The organism is Pseudomonas sp. FEN (assembly GCF_904067045.1).
Lineage (GTDB): Bacteria > Pseudomonadota > Gammaproteobacteria > Pseudomonadales > Pseudomonadaceae > Aquipseudomonas.
This window is the reverse complement of the sequence record NZ_CAJFDC010000036.1, coordinates 1,345,939-1,365,206: the sequence shown is the minus strand read 5'-3', so window position 1 is coordinate 1,365,206 and position 19,268 is coordinate 1,345,939. Positions and strand designations below refer to the sequence as shown.

Here is a 19,268-nt window from a genome sequence, read left to right as displayed (position 1 = left end):
ACGTGAGCGAAACAGCCTTGCCTAAAGAAGAAGCCCAGCCGGTGGTCGATGCCCCGGTTCAACCGCCGGTGGCGCCCGTGGCGCGTCGTGGCAGTGGCCTGGCGATCCTCGCCCTGTTGCTTGGCGCCGCCGGCGCGGCGGCGGGTGGCTGGGGTGTCTGGCAGGTGCGCAACCTGCAAGCCAACCACCAGCAGCAGACCGGACAACTGCAAGACCTGGGCGACCAGGCGCAGTCCCTCAAGCTGAGCGAGCAGCAGTTGGCCGCGCGCCTGGATCAGTTGCCGGGAGCGGGCGAGCTGGAGGAACGCCGTCGCCTGGTGACGCAGCTGCAGGGCGATCAACAGCGCCTGAACCAGCGGCTTGAAACGGTGCTGGGTGCCAGCCGCAAGGACTGGCGCCTGGCCGAGGCCGAGCACTTGCTGCGCTTGGCCAGCCTGCGTTTGTCGGCCTTGCAGGACATCACCAGCGCCCTGGCCCTGGTGCAGGGTGCCGACGATATCCTGCGTGAACAGAACGATTCGGGCTCCTTTGCCGCCCGCGAGCAGCTGGCCAAGAGCCTCGCCGCGCTGCGCAGCACCGAGCAGCCGGACCGCACCGGCCTGTTCCTGCAACTGGGTGCCCTGCGCGACCAGGTGACCCAGCTCAACGAACTGGCGCCGGAGTACAAGGATCGCGGCGACTCATTGCTCGGCCTGACCGCCGACGGCGATGGTGCCAGCCGTTGGGCCGTTTGGTGGGATGAGATCTCGCGCTATATCCGCATCGACTTCAATGCCAACAAGAACATCCGCCCGTTGCTCGCCGGGCAGAGCCTGACGCAGGTCCGCCTGGCCCTGAGCCTGGCCCTGGAACAGGCCCAGTGGGCCGCCTTGAACGGCCAGGCCGGGGTCTATACCCAGGCGTTGACCGAGGCCCGGGATGTGCTGACCGGCAGCTTCAACCCGGACAATCCGCAGAGCAAGATCATGCTTGAGCGCCTTGCCGAACTGAGCAAGCAGCCGGTGACCGTGATCACCCCTGACCTGGCCGGCACGCTGGCGGCGGTGCAGGCCTATCTCGAACGACGACATGTCGAGATCGAGGCCCCGGTCAGCCCGAGCGCAACCCCGGTCGAGGGGACCAGCCCATGAAACGTTTCCTCCTGATCCTGGTACTGGTCATCGCCATTGCGGCGGGCCTCGGCTATGCGATCTCGCGGCACGCCGGTTACGTCCTGATCGCCTATGACAGCTTCCGTTACGAATCGAGCCTGTGGGCCTTCCTGGCCGTGCTGGTGCTGGTCTGGCTGGTGCTGTGGCTGTTGAAATTCCTGGTGGGATTGGTCACCGCTTCGAGCTCCGTGGCCAATCCCTGGTCCCGGCGTAATCGCAGCAGGCGTACCCAATTGGCCATTGAACAAGGCCAGATGGACCTGGCCGAGGGCCGCTGGGCCAGTGCCCAGCGGCATTTGCAACGGGCCGCCGAGGCCGAGCGCCAGCCGCTGCTGTACTACCTCGGCGCGGCCCGGGCGGCCAATGAACAAGGCAAGCACGAGGAGTGCGACAACCTGCTGGAGCGGGCCCTCGACCGCCAGCCCCAGGCCGAGTTGGCCATCGCCCTCAGTCACGCGCAGTTGCAAGTGGACCGTGGCGATACCGAGGGGGCGTTGAATACCCTGCAAGCCATGCATGATCGTCATCCCCACAGTATCCAGGTCCTGCGTCAATTGCAGCGCCTGTATCAGCAGCGTGGCGACTGGCCGGCGCTGATCCGCCTGTTGCCGGAGTTGCGCAAGGACAAGGTCCTGGCGAAGGCCGAGTTGGCCGAACTGGAGCGACGTGCCTGGGGTGAGAACCTGGGCCTGGCGGCTCAGCGTGAGGAGGGTGAAGCCGGCCTGCAAGCGCTGGATCGGGCCTGGCAGCAATTGAGCGCGGCCCAACGCCAGGAGCCACAACTGGTACTGGCCTATGCCGAGCAGTTGCGCCAGCTCGGTGCTGATGATCAGGCCGAACAGGCGCTGCGCGATGCGCTCAAGCGTCAGTACGACAGCCATCTGGCGCGCTTGTATGGTTTGTTGCGCGGACGTGATCCGGCTCGTCAGTTGCAGGCCGCGGAGGGCTGGCTGAAAGACCACCCGGAGGATGCCGGCCTGCTGTTGACGCTGGGGCGCCTGAGCCTGCAAAACAGTCTGTGGGGCAAGGCCCGTGACTACCTGGAAAGCAGCTTGCGGCTACAGCGTCATCCGGAAGCCTGCGCGGAGCTGGCGCGGTTGCTGGCCCAACTGGGTGATACCGAGCGCAGCAACCAGCTGTTCCAGGAGGGCCTTGGCCTGTTGGACAAGCGTTTGCTGGCATCGCCGCTGCCGGTGTGAAAGAGCCGGGACGACGGGATGCGGTTTCAGGCATCCCGTCTTTACGTGACAGGAGGCTTCCCTGTCCGCAATGAAGTCTGATTCCTACTGTTGATTTAATGGTTTCATAGGATGTCTGTCGGTAATTCCTTACAGGCTTAAGGAATTGTCTGCTCTGGCCCGCCTTGAAAGGGTCACGGGCTTTCCTCTACCGTAACTGCCTGTCTCTCCTGTTACGGATAAGCCATGTTCTTGGCCCGCTCACGTTCTCTGTTCTCCCTGGCCTTGTTGACAGGTGCCCTGGTCATGGGGGCGTCGCTGTACCTGGAGCGTGTGACCGGGCTGGAGCCTTGCTCACTGTGCATCGTGCAGCGTTTTTTTCTTGCCGGGTTCTGCCTGGTCAGCCTGGTGGCGATGTTGCACGGTCCGGGTCGTATCGGACGTTGGATCTATGGCGGCCTGAACCTGCTGCTGGCCCTGGCCGGAGCCGCCACGGCGACCCGGCAGGTCTTGCTGCAGCGCGTGCCGGCCGAGCAGTTGATGATCTGCCAACCCGATCTGCATTGCCTGATCCAGCAGGTGCCCCCCCTTGAGGCGTTCAAGCTGATGTTTCGCGCCACCGCCGAATGCGCGCAGATCCAGTGGACCCTCTTCGACCTGAGCATTCCCGAGTGGAGCCTGCTGGCTTTTGTCGGCATGAGCCTGCTGATGATTTATCAATTGGTGGGCCCGGATTCGGCAGTGGGCGAGGGGCTGCGGTAACCGGCAGTCCGTGCCCCGGATTAAACACTTGTATGAACTTTCTCTCCTGCGTACCTTGAAGCAGGTGCTGAGCGGGCATAATCTGGCCCGCATCGCATTATCGCAATCAGCTTGTTCTGTTTGGCCAAGTCAGGAGCCTCGATTGTGCTCGGGGTGTCGGTCGGCATGACCCAGAAGGGAAGAGATCACCATGCTCGAAAGTTGTCGGAATGCTCAGGAACGCTGGGGTGGAGTTCATCTGCTGATCGATCGCTGGCTGAAGGAGCGTCACGAGCTCGTGCGAGCCTACGATGCCCTCGGTGCCGAACCGGGCGCGTTGGCGCAGAATCCAAAGCCCTTGCAGGAGTTTTGCGGTCTGCTGGTTGACTATGTGTCGGCCGGCCACTTCGAAATCTACGAACAGTTGACTGGCGAAGCCAAAGCCTTTGGCGACAAGCGCGGGCTGGAGCTGGCCGAGACGATCTACCCGCGTATCGATGTCATTACCGAGAAGCTGCTGGCCTTCAACGATCTGTGCGACGAGGGTCAGTGCGTGGCGCAAAAATTCCAGGAGCTGGGCGGGTTGCTGCACGAGCGTTTCGAGCTTGAGGACTGCCTGATCGAAGTGCTGCATACGGCCCACAAGGAAAAGGCTGAAGCCCAGGCCTGATCCCGATCGTCACACATGAAAACGGTGCGCACAGGCGCACCGTTTTTCGTTAGCGGCATCGACTGTCAGTTGGCTACGCGTAGCAACTCGATCTCGAATACCAGCGGTGTGTAGGGCGCGATCAGATCGCCCGCACCCTCTGCGCCATAAGCCTGTGCCGAGGGCAGCACCAGCCGCCATTTCGCACCGACCGACATCCCGGGCAAGGCCGTGCGCCAACCATTGATCACACTGTCCAGGCGAAACCACTGCGGCTGCCGGTTCTGGTCGAACACCGTGCCGTTGGGCAGGCGTCCGACATAACGCACCTGAACCTTGCCGTTGGCCGCGACTTTTTCTCCGCTGCCTGGGGTCAGTTCCGTCATCAGGATACCGTCGGCCAATTCGTGGACATCGGCTTTGGCTTTTTCTTCAGCCAGGAATTTACGCTCTGCTTCCAGCGCAATTTCGCTTTGTGGTTTGGCAGCATCCTGAGCGACCTGGGCGTCATGTGCGGCAAGAATCTGTTGGATGCGCTCAGCCTTCAAGGCCAGCGGTTTACCCTGGTAGGCCTGTCGCAAACCGTCTAGCAACGCCTTGATCTGCAGGTCCGGAGCGTCCTGGCGCAGACGCTCGCCGAGGCTGGCGCCGAGGCTGTAGGCGAGGTCATGAGCGTCGTCGTCGCCGACCTCTGGCGCGGCCTGCGCAAGCGACCAGAAAACACACAATGACAGTAGAAAATAACGCGGCATAAGCACTCTCCGACCTCAGGTGCAGGGGATTATGCCAGTGCGCCGGGTGGGTTGTTGAAGAAGCATTTTTCAAGGCATGCAACGCCAGCCCTTCGATACTGTCAACATGCCCTAGCGGCGGTAGTCTCAGAGGGCTAGTATGAGCCGCATTCACGTCAGTCAGGAGGTACACCATGTCGGCCACCAAGAAGCCCGTAAATACTCCGTTGCATTTGCTCCAACAGTTGTCGGGCAGCCTGCTCGAACATCTGGAAACTGCTTGTACCCAAGCCTTGGCTGATGCTGAAAAACTGCTCGCCAAACTGGAAAAGCAACGCGGTAAAGCCCAGGAAAAACTGCACAAGGCGCGCACCAAATTGCAGGACGCCGCCACTGCCGGAAAAGCCAAGGCACAAGCCAAGGCCAAGAGCGCGGTCGGGGAACTCGAAGAGTTGCTGGACAAGCTGAAAGCCAGCCAGTCGGACACCCGTGGCTACATCCTGCAACTCAAGCGTGATGCCCAGGAAAGCCTGAAACTGGCCCAGGGTGTTGGTCGTGTGAAAGAGGCCGTCACCAAGGCGCTGTCGACTCGTGCCGCCAAGCCAGCCGCCAAACCTGCTGCTGCCAAGCCTGCCGCAAAAGTTGCCGCTGCCAAGCCGGCTGCCGCGAAGCCCGCTGCCAAACCTGCTGCTAAACCGGCGGCTGCAAAATCCGCTGCTGCCAAGCCTGCCGCAAAAGTTGCTGCTGCCAAACCGGTTGCCGCCAAGCCGGCTGTCAAACCTACCGCTGCCAAATCCGCTGCCGCCAAGCCAGCCGCCAAACCTGTTGCTGCCAAAGCTGCTGCCGCTAAGTCAGCCGCCAAACCTGTTGTTGCCAAAGCTGCTGCCGCCAAGCCAGCCGCCAAACCTGTTGTTGCCAAAGCTGCTGCCGCCAAGCCAGCCGCCAAACCTGTTGCGGCCAAAGCTGCTGCCGCCAAGCCAGCCGCCAAACCTGTTGCGGCCAAAGCTGCTGCCGCCAAGCCAGCCGCCAAACCTGTTGTTGCCAAAGCTGCTGCCGCCAAGCCCGCTGCCAAGCCAGCCGCCGCAAAACCAGCAGCGGTAAAACCTGCCGTGAGCGCAGCCAAGCCGGCAGCGCCTGCCCAGATCGCGCCAGCCGCTGCGCCAACGGCTCCGGCTGCTCCGACCGCGCCAGCTGCCGTAACCCCGAGCAGCGCTTCCTAAGCCAGGCTCACCGCGACGCGCAGCTGCCGCAGCGCGTCGCTATTCAGCCGTGCGGCCTGGCGGGTGACAGTCTCCAGCCACGCGTCGAGATCTTCCGCTCCGACCGCTGGCCAATCCCGCGCCAGCGCTTCCAGGCGCTGCAATAGCTGTTGTTCGGCGGCCAGTTCCAACGCCTTGACCTGATCCCTCAGTACCTTCAACTCGACGTCCTCCGAGGCCGCCGTGCGCCATTGCGTGCGCAACTGGCGCAGCGGCTGCACCACCTGCTCGTGCCAGGGCTCGGCGAGGGCCTGTAATTGCCGCGCGCGTTCAGCCTCGCAGCCTACCCCGCGCTGGCCCAGCCAGGCCGCGCAGAGCAGCAGGCAGACATTTGCCCCCTGCGCCTGTAGCGCCAGGCAGGCTTCTTCCACGCCGGGCTTGGCGTAAGTGTTCAGGGAAAACGTCCACAGGTCAGCATGCATGGTGAGATCCGCGCCAGTTGCGAGGGAAGCTGGTAGACTCCGCCGCCATTATGATTCGACTTCAGAACCTGACTTTACAGCGTGGCCCGCAACGTCTGCTAGAAGACGCCGAGCTGACCCTGCACGCCGGCCATAAAGCCGGCCTGATCGGTGCCAACGGCGCCGGCAAATCCAGCCTGTTCGCCCTGTTGCGGGGCGAGCTGCACCCGGACTCGGGGGACTGCTTCCTGCCGGCCGATTGGCGTATCGCCCACATGCGCCAGGAGGTCGATACCCTCGAACGCCTGGCGATCGACTACGTGCTCGATGGCGACGTGCGCCTGCGCCAGGTGCAACACGACCTGGCGGCCGCCGAGGCGGCCCATGACGGTGCCGCCCAGGCCCGTCTGCACGCCGAACTCGACAGCGCCGACGGCTACACCGCCGATGCCCGCGCCCGCAAACTGCTGGCTGGCCTCGGCTTCACCAACGAACAGATGGACCGTCAGGTCGCTGATTTCTCCGGTGGCTGGCGGATGCGCCTGAACCTGGCGCAGGCCCTGATGTGCCCGTCGGACCTGTTACTGCTCGACGAACCGACCAACCACCTCGACCTCGACGCGATCATCTGGCTGGAAGACTGGCTCAAGAGTTACCCTGGTACCTTGCTGCTGATCTCCCACGACCGTGACTTCCTCGACGAAGTGGTCGATCACGTGGCCCATGTCGACCAGCGCAAGATCACCCTCTACCGCGGTGGCTACACCGCGTTCGAGCGCGCCCGTGCCGAGCGTCTGGCCCAGCAGCAACAGGCGTACGAGAAGCAGCAGGCGCAGCGCGCGCACATGGAAAGCTACATCGCCCGCTTCAAGGCCCAAGCCACCAAGGCCCGCCAGGCGCAGAGCCGGATCAAGGCCCTGGAACGGATGGAAGAGTTGTCCGCGGCCCATGTCGACTCGCCGTTCGACTTTGTGTTCCGCGAGTCGCAAAAGATCTCCAGCCCCTTGCTCGACCTGTCCGACGCCCGTCTGGGATATGGCGACAAGACCGTCCTGGAGAAGGTCAAGCTGCAGCTGACCCCGGGTGCCCGGATCGGTCTGCTCGGCCCCAACGGCGCGGGCAAGTCGACGCTGATCAAGAACCTCGCCGGCGAGCTGTCGCCACTGGCGGGACGCATGACCCGCGGTGAAAACACCGTGGTCGGCTACTTTGCCCAGCACCAGCTCGACTCGCTGGATTCCAAGGCCAGTCCGTTGCTGCACCTGCAACGCCTGGCCCCGACCGAACGCGAGCAGACCCTGCGTGACTTCCTCGGTGGTTTCGACTTCCGCGGCGCGCGCATCGACGAGCCGGTGCTGAATTTCTCCGGTGGTGAAAAAGCCCGCCTGGCACTGGCTCTGATTGCCTGGGAGCGGCCGAACCTGTTGCTGCTCGACGAACCGACCAACCACCTCGACCTGGAAATGCGCCTGGCGCTGACCATGGCCTTGCAGGAGTTCAGCGGTGCGGTGCTGGTGGTCTCTCACGACCGTCATCTGCTCAAGAGCACCACCGATAATTTCTACCTGGTGGCTGACGGCAAGGTCGAAGAGTTCGATGGCGATCTGGAAGACTATGCGCGTTGGCTGATCGAATATCGCCAGCGCAATGCCCCGGTGAGCAATACACCGGTCAATCTCGACAAGACCGACAAGAAGGCCCAGCGTCAGCAGGCCGCCGCGTTGCGTCAGCAACTGGCCCCGCACAAGCGTCAAGCCGACAAGCTCGAAGCCGAATTGGGCAAGCTGCACGAGCGGCTGGCGAAGATCGAGGCGAGCCTGGGTGACAGTGCGATCTACGAAGCCGGTCGCAAGGATGAACTGCGTGATCTGCTGGCCGAGCAGGCCAAGTTGAAAGTGCGCGAGTCAGAGCTGGAAGAAGCCTGGATGGAAGCCCTGGAGCTGCTGGAAAGCATGCAGGCGGAGCTGGAAGCGCTGTCCTGACGCGCCCAGCGACCTTAAGTCTGGTCGAAATTTGTGGCGAGCGGGCTTGCCCGCGCTGGGGCGCGAAGCGGCCCTAAAACAGGTGACCGCGCTCTGCCTGACACAATGAGGCGGCTGGTTTTAGGGCTGCTCCGCAGCCCAGCGCGGGCAAGCCCGCTCGCCACAAGTCCGTGTCCGGTTTCAAATTGGATCAAGCCCAACGACATCTCTGGCCGACAAAAAACGATAGTCAATTTCACGCCCGCGGATTAGCTTAGAGGCTTGTTACAACTCTTATCCGAGGTGCGTGATGCTGCTTGAGACATGGCTGGCCTTTTTTGCGGCGTGCTGGGTGATCAGCCTGTCCCCGGGCGCGGGTGCTATCGCCTCGATGTCCAGCGGCCTGCAATACGGTTTCCTGCGTGGTTACTGGAACGCCCTGGGTCTGCAGTTGGGCCTGGCGGCGCAGATCGCGGTGATCGCCGCGGGTGTCGGAGCGATCCTGGCGGCCTCTGCCACGGCGTTTTATGCCATCAAGTGGTTCGGCGTGATCTACCTGGTGTACCTCGCGGTCAAGCAATGGCGCGCACTGCCCAGCAACATGGCCGAAGAGGCCACGGTTCGGCCGATCGGCAAGCCACTGACCTTGATGTTCCGCGGTTTCCTGGTGAACGTCAGCAACCCCAAGGCCTTGGTGTTCATGCTGGCCGTGCTGCCGCAGTTCATCGACCCCCACGCACCGCTGGTGCATCAGTACCTGATCCTCGGCGTGACCATGATCGCCGTCGACATGGTCGTCATGGCCGGCTACACGGGCCTGGCGGCCAAGGTCCTGCGCCTGCTGCGCACACCCAAGCAGCAACGCCGGATGAACCGCACCTTCGCCGGGTTGTTTGTCGGCGCGGCGGGGTTCCTGGCGACCTTGCACAAGGCGACGGCCTGAAGTTCATCGTCGTCTGATCGGGCGCCTGCGCGAGCAGGCTCTGCTCCTACAGGTTTTGTGTCGGCCCCGTTATCCGGGGACACCCTGTTCTCTGTGGGAGCGGAGCCTGTCGGGCCGCCGCGAATGGTGCGACGCGGTCGCGATCAGTGCAGCACCCGGGGCGCCTCATCCGGCGGCAGGTTGTTGCGCAGCGGCATAGCTGAACCCGGGCCCATCTCCGGCCCTCCCAGTTGCAGGCTCAACTGCCGCGCCACGTCCTCGCCCAGCGCCTTGGACACATCGCGCACCACCCGTGGCCGGTTCAACGACACATGGATATCCCGGCTGTTGACCAGCTTGGTGTCCTGGCCTTCACCCATGGCGGTGAACGCCGAAGTGATCTCATAGGTGCGGGTGTTGATCAGGCTGAAATCGCCCACCAGGGTCAGCCCCAGTACCGCCGAATAGGCGTTGGTGTTGGCCAGCTCGTTGATGTCCTGGGTGAAGTCGATATCCGACACGGTGCCGAACAGCACAAAGTCGGCCCCCTTGAAGCTGCCACCTTTGATTCGCTTGATGACGTCGTAGACATCGCCCTTGGAACCGGCGGTATAGGGTGTGCCCTGGACCAGCTGGAACATCCCGGTACGCAGGATTTCACCCTTGATATCGCCGGTGAAGCGGCGCAGTTCGCCTTGCTCAATGTAGCTGCTGCGACTCTCGTACTCGTCGTAGCTCGACGAGCCACTGGCGCCATAGTCACTCTCCTGGTGATTATCCCGCGCGGAAATGTTGTGGATGTACTGCTCCACCTTTGCCTGGTAGGCCAGGTCCGCTACCGCCACCTTGGGCGCGGCCTGGACGCCGAAGGCGCAGACCAGGCCGATCATGCCAATCCATGCACGCATTGCTTAACGCTCCGTGGTTTTGCGGATCTCTTTTTCGTCCATCCATTCGGCCAGGCCGCTTTCGACGTCGATCAGTTGCAGGCTGAACTTGTAGAACACGTCCTTGTAGTCGCTGCTGCGCTTGACGATCGAGCTGATCGAGCCTTCCAGTCGGTACTTGGCGGCGATCATGTTGCCGGTCTTGCTGACAGTGCTTTTCTTGTACAGGCCGCTCTGGTTCTGCAGCTTCAACTGGTCGACCTGGCTTTGCATCTCGGTGTTGTCGCTGGCGAAGCGGGCGGTACCGCTCTTCATCAATTGGGTCTTGATCGAAGTGGTGATCTCGCGGGTGTCGATGTACTCGCTGGTCTTGTTCTTCACGTCGTAGACCTGCACCACCGGGCGCCCTTGCAGGATGCCGGATTGGGCCAGGGAGCGGGTCATGGACTCGGCGATCATCTGCAGGTCGGTGGAACCGAACTCGTTGGTCACCAGTTCCACGGCCTTGGTGTCGCCGTAGCTGATGTTCTTCCCGCCCAGCACGGGCGAGGTGTTGTTGGCGCAGCCGCTGGCCAGCAGGGCGACGACGGCAAGGAGGGACAGGCGTGCAAACATGGCGGGGTTCTCTTCAAAAGGACGCGAGAGGGCGGCGTCGACTCAGGGGGTTTTGACTTCGAGACGGAAATCGGTGGCCTTGGGCGTCGGTGCGATGGCCGGCAGGAAGGTGCTCTGGGCGCCATACAGGCTCAGCGTCTTCCAGACTTCATCGTCGCTCACCGGGAAACCGTCGTTGCCCAACCAGGCGAAACGGTAATACATCAGTTTGTTCTTGGTGCGAGTGTTGCTCAGTTGCACCTTGACGGTCAGGAAACCGTTTTCCCGGGCGACACGGATGGCCCCGACCTCGATGTTCTCCATTTCGCCCATGGCGACGATCTTGCTCGCCGCGCTACCGGGGACCGGTGGTGGCGGCGGGGTGGCGCAACCGGCCAGCAGGGCCAGGGCGACGGCAGCAGTCAGTTTGAAACGCATGCACGAGACTCCTTTCTTCAAGGTTGTTTGAGGCTGGCGACGGCGGTCGGTCCGGCATCCGCTATCCGCTGGGTGGCCACGCCACTGGTGAACACCTGGTTGCCCACGGCCCGCAGGCTGATGACCTGATAGCGCCGATCAACCGTGAAGGCAACGCGCGATCCGCCGAGGGCGTTGGGCAGTGTGACCTGGTGCTGGCCTTTTTTCAGTCGCAGGCGTAGCACCTGGGTAGTGTCCGGCAGGGTCCGCCAAGTGCGAGTGTCGGCGCCTTCAAGGACCGCGGAAGTAATGCCGACGGCCAGGCCGGCCAGTGGGTTGGTCTTGTTCAACTGCGCCTGCGCCGCGCCACGGCTGATGGCCCGCACGCTGGTGCGCAGGATGATCCCCGGCATGTCGTCGCGCAGCGCGCGGCGGGACATGGCGGTGGTGCTGTTGAGCGCGGTGAGGTTCTGCGGCTGACCGTCCACGCCGATCTGGGCAAAGGTGGCCGTCGAGGTATCGGCCTGGATGATCGGGAACGACAGCGGGGTGATCACCAGATGGTGGTCGATTGGCAGTGGCAGCGGGATGCTGATGGAGGCGCGGGATGGCGCCAGGCCGCTCTGCACGACGATCAGGATATCGCTGTCGTCAGTCTTGCCGGCGGACTTGTCGAGATTGACCAGCGCCTGTTCCAGCAGCGGGGTGTTCGGGCGCAATTCGACGGCCTGGCGATAACCGGGTGCCGCCAGGTCCTTTTCGCCGAGGGATTCATAGATGAAACCGGCCAGGTAGTGGCTGAACGCGCTCTGGTAGCTGTTCTTCAGGCCGACCACTTCCGGGGCATCGAGGCTGGCCACCGGATAGCCCTGGAGGTCCTTGTACTGGGTCTTGAGGCCCTGCTGGCTGGCCTCGGTTTCACTCTTGAGGTATTGCTTGTCGCGCAGGTCGGCAATCACCGCTTCGCGCTCATGGGTTTTCTTGATCGCAACGCGCGCGCCGTCGAAGTCGTTCAGTGCCAGCCGGTTCAGCGCCATCTGGGTGGTCAGCATGACTTTTTCGTAGTCATAACCTTCGTAGCGACGAACCTTGTCGTTGACCAGGAAACTGCCGAACTGAGCGAGGTACTTGGCGCTGTCCAGTTTCACCGCGTCTTCCCACTGGCCGACCATCTGGTCGGCGCTGCCCCAGGCTTTCTGGCTGCCGGCCAGGTCGCCCTTGGCCTGCAGCAATTGGCCTTTTTCGAAGAAATACAGCAGGTCCTTGTCCGCATCGGCGTTGTTCTTTTCCAGCAGGGTCAGCGCCCCGTCGACATTGCCCGCGGTCAGTTGCTGGTTGGTTTGCGCCAGTTCAGTGTCGTAGCTGCGCATCATCGAACAGCCGGACAGCAAGGTCGCGGTGCCGAGGGCAAGCGAGAGGAGGGCACGCGATGCCATGGGATCTTCCCTGATAAAAAAGCAGCCGAGCATGCTGGTCGGGCTGAGAGGGACCCATTGAGAGGGAAAGTGGCTACCCTGCCAATTCCTCATGAATCGAGGAGCTTTAATGCCATATCGCGATAACGAAGGCAGGGCAGTATAACTGTGGCCATTGGCTATGTAATGGCTTTTTAGCTTCATCCGGGCAGGAGGAAGATCTGGTTCGCAATGACCCGCAGACTGACCACCTGGAAGGGATGCTCGATATCAAGGCTTATCGGTACCGCGCCCTTGACACCTGACAGCCGCAATTTGTGCGTGCCGGGCTTGAGGCGCAGGCGGGCGACCAGGGTGTTGTCCGGAAGGGTGCGCCAGGTGCGGGTGTCGGAGTCGCCGGTGAAGCCCTGGTAAACCGATGAAGCCTTGCCGGCTTGCGTTTGTTGTCTTGAGCCTGCAGTTCGGCATTGAAGCGCGCGCTCGAAAGGGCGAAGGCGATGATCGCGGGCATGTCGTCGTGCAGGGTACGCAATGACATGTCGGTCGTACTGTTGAGCAGGGTCAGCGACTGTGTTTTGCCATCCACGTTGATCTGCTTGAGGGGCGCTGTCGACTTGTCGGCTACCAGCACCGGAAAAGGCTGGTTCACGGTGATCAGCTGGCCGTCCTCTGTTTGCACCTGGATGGGCACGCGCAGCGAAATGAGCGCCGGGGCCAGGCCGGTCTGGACGATGATCAGTACGTCGCTGTCAGGGCTGGTGTCAGCCGGTTTGCCGAGGTTGGACAGGGCTTTTTCCAGCAGCGGTGTATTGGGTCGCAACTCGACGGCCTGGCGGTAACCCGGCGCGGCGAGGTCGCGTTCGCCCAGGGCTTCATAAACGAAGCCGGCGAGGTAATGGCTGAACGCACTCTGGTAGCCGTTTTTCAGGGCAATGACCTGCGGCGAGTCGAGGGTTGTCACCGGGTAACCCTGCAGGTCCTTGTAGCGCAGCTTGATGCCTTTGGCCTTGGCTTGGTCTTCGACCGCCAGGTATTGCTTGTCGCGCTGGGTGGCGATGAGGGCTTCGCGCTCGTGGCTTTTCTTGATATCGACGCGGGCGCCGTCGAAGTCGTTCCGGGCCAGCTGGTTGAGGGCCATTTGCGTGGTCAGCATGACCTTCTCGTAGTCATAGCCCTCGTAACGATGAAACTTGTCGCCGACCAGTCCGATGCCGAGGATCTGGTCGAGCCCCAGATTCTTCAGGGTGGCGACGACCTGCGGACCTTCCTCGTACTGGGACACCTGTCGGTCCGCCGCGCGCCAGGCGTCCTGGCTGCGGGGCAGATCGCCCTTGACGCGCAGCAGTTCGCCTTTTTCCAGGTAATAGAGCAGTTCTTTGTCGTCCCAGGGGTTGTGTTGCTCCAGCAACTGCAGGGCGCCATCGACGTTGCCCGAGATCAACTGCTCGTTGGTGGCCTGGAGTTCCCGGTCGTAGTTGTGAAGCAACCCGCAGCCGCTCAAGAGCAAGGCACAGGCGAACAGTGTGAGTAAAAGGCGAGAGGGCATGGCGTGTCGTTCCTTGTCTTGCCGTGGCCAGTGTGCTGACGATAGTGGCGGTGAATATTACATTGCTATCACTGGTAAACCACACCCTTGGCTGCTACCGAGGTGGCGTTCTTGTCGGTATTCCAATGCATGATCGCGATCAAAACATTCAGGATTCGGGCCGATCAGGGTTGAGCAAAACGCATTGAGAGGGAACAATGTGTTACTTCGCATTTACATTTGGGCTTCTTCATGACCGTTCCCTCTCGTTTCCTGGCGTGGCTGCTGCTGCCGCTGCTTGCCCTCGGCAGCCTCAACCTGCTGGCCGGAACGCTGGATGGCGCGCCACAGGCCCTGCACCTGCTGGACTACATCGGCGCGGATTACCCGCCCACGGTGCGCGGAGGCCAGGTGGTCGACGACTCCGAGTACCGTGAGCAACTGGAATTCATCAAGGTCCTGCAAGGACTGGTCGCCGCGCTGCCGGCCAAGCCGGAGCAGGCCGGGCTGGTGCAGGGTGTCGAGCATTTGCATGCGGCCGTGAGTGCCCGGGAAGACGGCGAAGGCGTCGCCCGCCAGGCCCGGCAACTGGGGGCGAAGCTGGCGGTGGCCTATGAGATCAGTCAGGCGCCGATCATTACCCCCGACCCGACCCGTGGCGCGCCGCTTTATGCCCAGCACTGTTCGGTGTGTCACGGTGAGACGGGGGCCGGTGACGGTCCGGCGGGTGTCGGCCTGACACCGCCGCCGGCCAATCTGCGCAATGCCGCACGGTTGGATCGGCTGAGTCTCTACGCGATCTATACCACCCTCGGCCTGGGCGTCGAAGGCACCGATATGCCGGCCTTTGCCGACCAGTTGGATGAGCGTCAACGCTGGGACCTGGCGACCTACATCAGCGGTTTCAGTGCCGCCGCTGTTGTCGCAAGCGACGGAAAAACCTACAACCTGGCCGACCTGGCGCGTTCGACGCCGGCTGAAGTGCTGGCCGCCGAAGGCCCGGTTGCCGCCGCCACCTTCCGTGCCCAGCGCGCCCGGCCGCCGCAGGTCAAGCGTGGTCCGGGGCAATTGCTCGACTACACCACGGCGACCCTGGACAAGAGCCTGGCGGCCTATCGGGCCGGCGAACATGAGCAAGCCTACGACCTCTCCGTAGCCGCCTACCTGGAAGGCTTCGAACTGGTGGAAAGCTCCCTGGACAACGTCAACGCCACGGTGCGCAAGGACACCGAGAAATCACTGATGGCCTATCGGCAATCGTTGCAGGACGGTTTGCCGATGGAACAGGTCGAGCAGCGTCTGCATGTTGCCAAGGGCAAGCTCAAGGAGTCTGCGGAACTGTTGGGTAACGATGGCCTGAGCCAATCGCTGAGCTTTATCTCCGGGCTGCTGATTCTGTTGCGCGAGGGCCTGGAGGCGATTCTGGTGCTGGCGGCGGTGCTGGCGTTCCTGCGCAACACCGGTCAGCAGTCGGCGGTGCGCAGCGTGCATCTCGGCTGGGGCCTAGCGCTGTGCGCCGGGTTGCTGACCTGGGCGGCCGCGGCTTACCTGATCGACGTCAGCGGTGCCCAGCGCGAATTGCTGGAAGGTTTCACGGCGCTGTTCGCCAGCGTCATGGTGCTCTGGCTCGGGGTCTGGATGCATGACCGGCGGCATGCGGCGGCCTGGCAGGACTACATCAAGAGCAGCCTGGTCAGTGGCGGCGGGCGTTTCGGCTTCGCGCTGCTGGCGTTCTTCTCGGTGTACCGCGAATTGTTCGAGGTGATCCTGTTCTATGAAACCCTCTGGCTGCAGGCGGGCCCGGCGGGACACAACGCCGTGCTGGCCGGTGCCGCCACCGCGCTGGTGCTGTTGATCGGGCTGGCCTGGGTGATCCTGCGTGGTTCGGCGAAGCTGCCGCTGGCGCTGTTTTTCGGAATCAACGCCGGGTTGTTGTGTGCCTTGTCGGTGGTGTTTGCCGGACACGGGGTCAAGGCGTTGCAGGAAGCCGGGATCTTCGGCACGCGACCGGTGGCATTCTTCGAGTTCGACTGGCTGGGGATTCATGCCGACGCCTACTCGCTGGGCGCCCAGGCGCTGGCGTTGCTGGCGATTGTGCTGCTGTACGGTCGCAGCCGGCTGGCGGAAAAACGTCGGGTCCAGGCGGCCTGACGCATAACACTGTAGGAGCGAGCTTGCTCGCGATGGTCGTCAACGATAGCGCGGGGTATCTGATACCCCTTGGAGCCCGGGCTACCATCGTGAGCAAGCTCGCTCCTACCGGCACGGTGTTCTGCCTTCGCGTGTTTCTGGCGTTAAATGTCTACGGGTTTGGTATTCATTGTCAGCGGATTTTTCCGCGACAGCCCCTAATCTTTGCGGATCGACTCTGAAAGGTTGGCCCCATGGACTTCGTGCCTTATGCGGTACCGTTTTTCATCGCCCTGATCATCATCGAACTACTGGCCGATCGTTGGCGTGGGGTGAACAACTATCGGCTGGCGGATGCCATCAACAGCATGAGCACCGGCGTGCTGTCGACCACCACCGGGCTGCTGACCAAGGGTGTCGGGATACTCACCTACGCTTTCGCGCTGCGGCACCTGGCGCTGTTCGAACTGTCCGCGCAGAAGCCTTGGGTCTGGGTCTTCGCCTTTGTCGCCTACGACTTCTGTTACTACTGGCTGCATCGCATGGGGCACGAGCGCAACATCCTCTGGGCCGCCCACTCGGTGCATCACCAGAGCGAGGACTACAACCTCAGCACGGCCCTGCGCCAGACCAGCACCGGTTTCCTCTTGAGCTGGATCTTCTATCTGCCATTGGCGGTGCTTGGCGTGCCGCTGGTGGTGTTTATCAGCGTGGCGTCGCTGAACCTGCTGTACCAGTTCTGGGTCCACACCCGGCACGTGCCAAAGCTGGGCTGGTTCGAGTGGTTCTTCGTCACGCCGTCCAACCATCGGGCGCACCATGCGCAGAACGCGCTCTACATGGATCGCAACTACGGCGGGGTGTTCATCCTCTGGGACCGGTTGTTCGGCAGCTTCCAGGAAGAGGACGAGCGCGAGCCGGTGATCTTCGGCGTGACCACGCCGCTGGCCAGCTGGAACCCGTTGTGGGCCAACCTGCAGTTCTACGCACAGCTATGGGCCGATGCCCGGCGCACGCAAAGTTATTGGGACAAACTGCGGATCTGGTTCATGCCCACCGGCTGGCGGCCGGCCGATGTGGCGGCCAAGTATCCGCTGAGCAAGCCGGACCTGAGCCAGTTCCGCAAGTTCGAGGTGCCCCTGGAAGTACGCCAGCAGATCTACGTCGCCCTGCAATTCGTGGTCTATGTCGGCTTGGGCAGCTATCTGATGAATGTCGGCGAGCATTTGCCGCTGGCGGCGTTGCTGCTGGGCGCCGGGACCCTGGTGCTGGGCCTGTTCGTGCTCGGCGCGGCATTGGAGAATCGCCCTTGGGCGCTGCGCCTGGAGATCGTCCGCCTGGCGCTCAACCTGCCGTTGGTCTGGTGTGCGCCGTTGGTCGGACTGTGGCCGGCCGGTCCGCTGGCCTGGGTCGGTGTGTGCGGCTACAGCCTATTGAGTGTGCTCGGTCTTTACTGCTGCAAGCCGCGGGTCATTCGCCTGGTCGGTTCGTAATCTCGGCCTGCCGTGCCTCGGCCCGGGCCAGGCGCGCGGTCTTGATGCGCCGCCAGCTCCAGAGGAACAGGCCAACCACCAGCAGGCCGCCAAGCACCCACAGTTCATATTTTTTCACGCTGCCAAGCATCCCTTCGAGGATCGCCCCGAAGTGATAGGCGGCCGCGGCCAGGGCCGCCGCCCAGATCGCCGCGCCGATGCCGTTGAGCAGCAGGTAGCGCCCCGGCGGATAACCCGACAGGCCGATCGCCACCGGCATCACGGTGCGCAAGCCATAGACGAAGCGGAAACTCAGCACCCAGATATCCGGATGGCGGCGGATATGCTCCAGCGCCCGGTCACCCATCAATTGCCAGCGCGGCTTGCGGGCCAACAGCTTGCGGCCATGCTTGCGCCCCAGGAAATACCACAGCTGGTCGCCGGCATAGCTGCCGAAGAAGGCCACGATAACCACCAGGTTGATGTCCATGTATCCGCGGAACGCGAGGAAGCCGGCCAGGACCAGAATGGTCTCGCCTTCGAAAAACGTGCCGAGAAACAGGGCGAAGTAACCGAAATCCTGCAGAAATTGTTGGAGCATTGTCTGGATGCTGGCGAAATGAACGCGCAGCCTAACCCTTCGAGGACAGCGTGGAAAGTGTCGAAATGTGTCTCGACGTTAACATTTCCTACAGGAACAGCGACTGTGACGACAAGTCGCAGGAGTAAGCACAACTGTAATTCCTTCGTCATAATGGCCGCTTATAACTGCCATGCTCGCCCGCTTGTGCGGGCTCAGGAGTCTGCCGTGAGCTTTACCCCCGCCAATCGCTTGTTTCCCGCCACCCGCCTGCGTCGCAATCGTCGTGATGATTTTTCTCGCCGCCTGGTCCGTGAGAATGTTCTGACAGTCGATGATTTGATTCTGCCGGTGTTTGTGCTGGACGGCGAAAATCGCCGCGAAGCCGTGGCGTCGATGCCGGGGGTGGAACGCCTGAGCATCGACCTGTTGCTCGAAGAAGCGGCGAAGTGGGTCGAGCTGGGGATTCCGGCATTGGCATTGTTCCCGGTGACGCCGCCGGCACTCAAATCCCTGGATGCCAGCGAGGCCTGGAACCCGCAAGGTATTGCCCAGCGCGCCACCCGCGCGCTGCGTGCGCGTTTCCCGGAACTGGGGGTGATTACCGACGTCGCCCTGGACCCGTTCACCACCCATGGGCAGGATGGCATTCTCGACGAGCACGGCTACGTGCAGAACGATATTACCGTCGATGCCCTGGTCAAGCAGGCGCTCTCCCACGCGGCGGCGGGTGCCCAGGTGGTTGCGCCGTCCGATATGATGGATGGGCGCATCCAGGCGATCCGCGAAGCCCTGGAACTGGCCGAGCATGTCAATGTACGGATCATGGCCTATTCGGCCAAGTACGCCAGCGCCTACTATGGCCCTTTCCGTGACGCCGTCGGCTCGGCCCTGAACCTGGGCAAGGCGAACAAGGCGTCGTACCAGATGGACCCGGCCAACAGCCACGAAGCCCTGCATGAAGTGGCCGCGGACCTGGCCGAAGGCGCCGACATGGTCATGGTCAAGCCGGGCATGCCGTATCTGGATATCCTTTATCGGGTCAAGGATGAGTTCAAGGTGCCGACTTTTGTCTATCAGGTCAGCGGGGAGTACGCCATGCACATGGCGGCTATTCAGAATGGCTGGTTGGGCGAAGGCGTTATTCTTGAATCGTTGACCGCTTTCAAACGGGCGGGTGCTGATGGCATCCTGACCTACTTTGCCGCCCGCGCCGCTCAACTGCTACGAGAGCAGAAATAGCCCTCACAGGAAC

18 protein-coding genes are annotated in these 19,268 nt (G+C 62.6%); 10 read left to right on the top strand and 8 right to left on the bottom strand.

The features are described from left to right. Positions 1-2 precede the first annotated feature (2 nt). From PFEN_RS30920 to rsd, 4 genes are all read left to right on the top strand, one after another. Positions 3-1,130, top strand: coding sequence for a uroporphyrinogen-III C-methyltransferase (locus tag PFEN_RS30920; RefSeq protein WP_224771086.1), 1,128 nt, complete (start codon positions 3-5; stop codon positions 1,128-1,130). Further along, positions 1,127-2,350: a heme biosynthesis protein HemY gene (locus PFEN_RS29660; protein WP_191490114.1), complete on the top strand. Its 1,224-nt coding sequence runs from the start codon at positions 1,127-1,129 to the stop codon at positions 2,348-2,350. The genes PFEN_RS30920 and PFEN_RS29660 overlap by 4 nt, the downstream gene beginning before the upstream one ends. 225 nt (positions 2,351-2,575) lie before the next feature. Next, complete coding sequence (locus PFEN_RS29655; protein WP_191490113.1) at positions 2,576-3,091, top strand: disulfide bond formation protein B; 516 nt, start codon at positions 2,576-2,578, stop codon at positions 3,089-3,091. Between the two features lie 190 nt (positions 3,092-3,281). Next, the gene (gene rsd / locus PFEN_RS29650; RefSeq protein ID WP_191490112.1) at positions 3,282-3,740 is read left to right on the top strand and encodes a sigma D regulator; all 459 of its coding nucleotides are present in this window, start codon (positions 3,282-3,284) and stop codon (positions 3,738-3,740) included. A 65-nt stretch (positions 3,741-3,805) separates the two neighbouring features. Here the strand turns inward: rsd and PFEN_RS29645 are convergent, their stop codons facing one another. Continuing rightward, positions 3,806-4,471, bottom strand: a complete 666-nt coding sequence (locus tag PFEN_RS29645) for an FKBP-type peptidyl-prolyl cis-trans isomerase (RefSeq protein ID WP_191490111.1) — start codon at positions 4,469-4,471, stop codon at positions 3,806-3,808. A gap of 173 nt (positions 4,472-4,644) precedes the next feature. Here PFEN_RS29645 and PFEN_RS29640 point away from each other — a divergent pair, with 173 nt between their 5' ends. Further along, a complete protein-coding gene (locus PFEN_RS29640) occupies positions 4,645-5,670 on the top strand; it encodes an AlgP family protein (protein WP_191490110.1) in 1,026 nt (341 codons plus the stop codon). Here PFEN_RS29640 and PFEN_RS29635 read toward each other — a convergent pair. Further along, positions 5,667-6,131, bottom strand: coding sequence for a TIGR02444 family protein (locus tag PFEN_RS29635; protein ID WP_191490109.1), 465 nt, complete (start codon positions 6,129-6,131; stop codon positions 5,667-5,669). The genes PFEN_RS29640 and PFEN_RS29635 overlap by 4 nt on opposite strands. A gap of 50 nt (positions 6,132-6,181) precedes the next feature. Here PFEN_RS29635 and PFEN_RS29630 point away from each other — a divergent pair, with 50 nt between their 5' ends. Beyond that, complete coding sequence (locus tag PFEN_RS29630; RefSeq protein WP_191490108.1) at positions 6,182-8,092, top strand: ATP-binding cassette domain-containing protein; 1,911 nt, start codon at positions 6,182-6,184, stop codon at positions 8,090-8,092. 289 nt (positions 8,093-8,381) lie between these two features. After that, positions 8,382-9,014, top strand: coding sequence for a LysE family transporter (locus tag PFEN_RS29625; protein WP_191490107.1), 633 nt, complete (start codon positions 8,382-8,384; stop codon positions 9,012-9,014). A 143-nt stretch (positions 9,015-9,157) separates the two neighbouring features. Here the strand turns inward: PFEN_RS29625 and PFEN_RS29620 are convergent, their stop codons facing one another. The 5 genes from PFEN_RS29620 to PFEN_RS29600 all read right to left on the bottom strand — a co-directional run bounded on the left by PFEN_RS29620 (position 9,158) and on the right by PFEN_RS29600 (position 13,852). Beyond that, the gene (locus PFEN_RS29620; RefSeq protein WP_191490106.1) at positions 9,158-9,901 is read right to left on the bottom strand and encodes a penicillin-binding protein activator LpoB; all 744 of its coding nucleotides are present in this window, start codon (positions 9,899-9,901) and stop codon (positions 9,158-9,160) included. Between the two features lie 3 nt (positions 9,902-9,904). Then, a complete protein-coding gene (gene lpoB / locus PFEN_RS29615) occupies positions 9,905-10,495 on the bottom strand; it encodes a penicillin-binding protein activator LpoB (RefSeq protein WP_191490105.1) in 591 nt (196 codons plus the stop codon). Between the two features lie 42 nt (positions 10,496-10,537). Then, positions 10,538-10,912, bottom strand: a complete 375-nt coding sequence (locus PFEN_RS29610; RefSeq protein ID WP_191490104.1) for a YcfL family protein — start codon at positions 10,910-10,912, stop codon at positions 10,538-10,540. A 17-nt stretch (positions 10,913-10,929) separates the two neighbouring features. Next, the gene (locus PFEN_RS29605) at positions 10,930-12,327 is read right to left on the bottom strand and encodes a COG3014 family protein (protein WP_191490103.1); all 1,398 of its coding nucleotides are present in this window, start codon (positions 12,325-12,327) and stop codon (positions 10,930-10,932) included. A 256-nt stretch (positions 12,328-12,583) separates the two neighbouring features. After that, positions 12,584-13,852 (bottom strand): COG3014 family protein, encoded by a 1,269-nt coding sequence (locus PFEN_RS29600; protein ID WP_224771085.1) that lies wholly within the window; start codon positions 13,850-13,852, stop codon positions 12,584-12,586. 231 nt (positions 13,853-14,083) lie between these two features. Here PFEN_RS29600 and PFEN_RS29595 point away from each other — a divergent pair, with 231 nt between their 5' ends. Together PFEN_RS29595 and PFEN_RS29590 are read left to right on the top strand one after the other, a co-directional pair. Beyond that, a complete protein-coding gene (locus PFEN_RS29595; protein WP_191490102.1) occupies positions 14,084-15,982 on the top strand; it encodes a cytochrome c/FTR1 family iron permease in 1,899 nt (632 codons plus the stop codon). A gap of 233 nt (positions 15,983-16,215) precedes the next feature. Beyond that, positions 16,216-17,454, top strand: a complete 1,239-nt coding sequence (locus PFEN_RS29590; protein ID WP_191490101.1) for a sterol desaturase family protein — start codon at positions 16,216-16,218, stop codon at positions 17,452-17,454. Here the strand turns inward: PFEN_RS29590 and PFEN_RS29585 are convergent. Further along, complete coding sequence (locus tag PFEN_RS29585) at positions 17,432-18,034, bottom strand: DedA family protein (protein ID WP_191490100.1); 603 nt, start codon at positions 18,032-18,034, stop codon at positions 17,432-17,434. The genes PFEN_RS29590 and PFEN_RS29585 overlap by 23 nt on opposite strands. A gap of 207 nt (positions 18,035-18,241) precedes the next feature. Between PFEN_RS29585 and hemB the strand changes: the two genes are divergently transcribed. After that, positions 18,242-19,255, top strand: a complete 1,014-nt coding sequence (gene hemB, locus PFEN_RS29580; protein WP_191490099.1) for a porphobilinogen synthase — start codon at positions 18,242-18,244, stop codon at positions 19,253-19,255. The last annotated feature ends 13 nt before the right edge of the window (positions 19,256-19,268 follow it).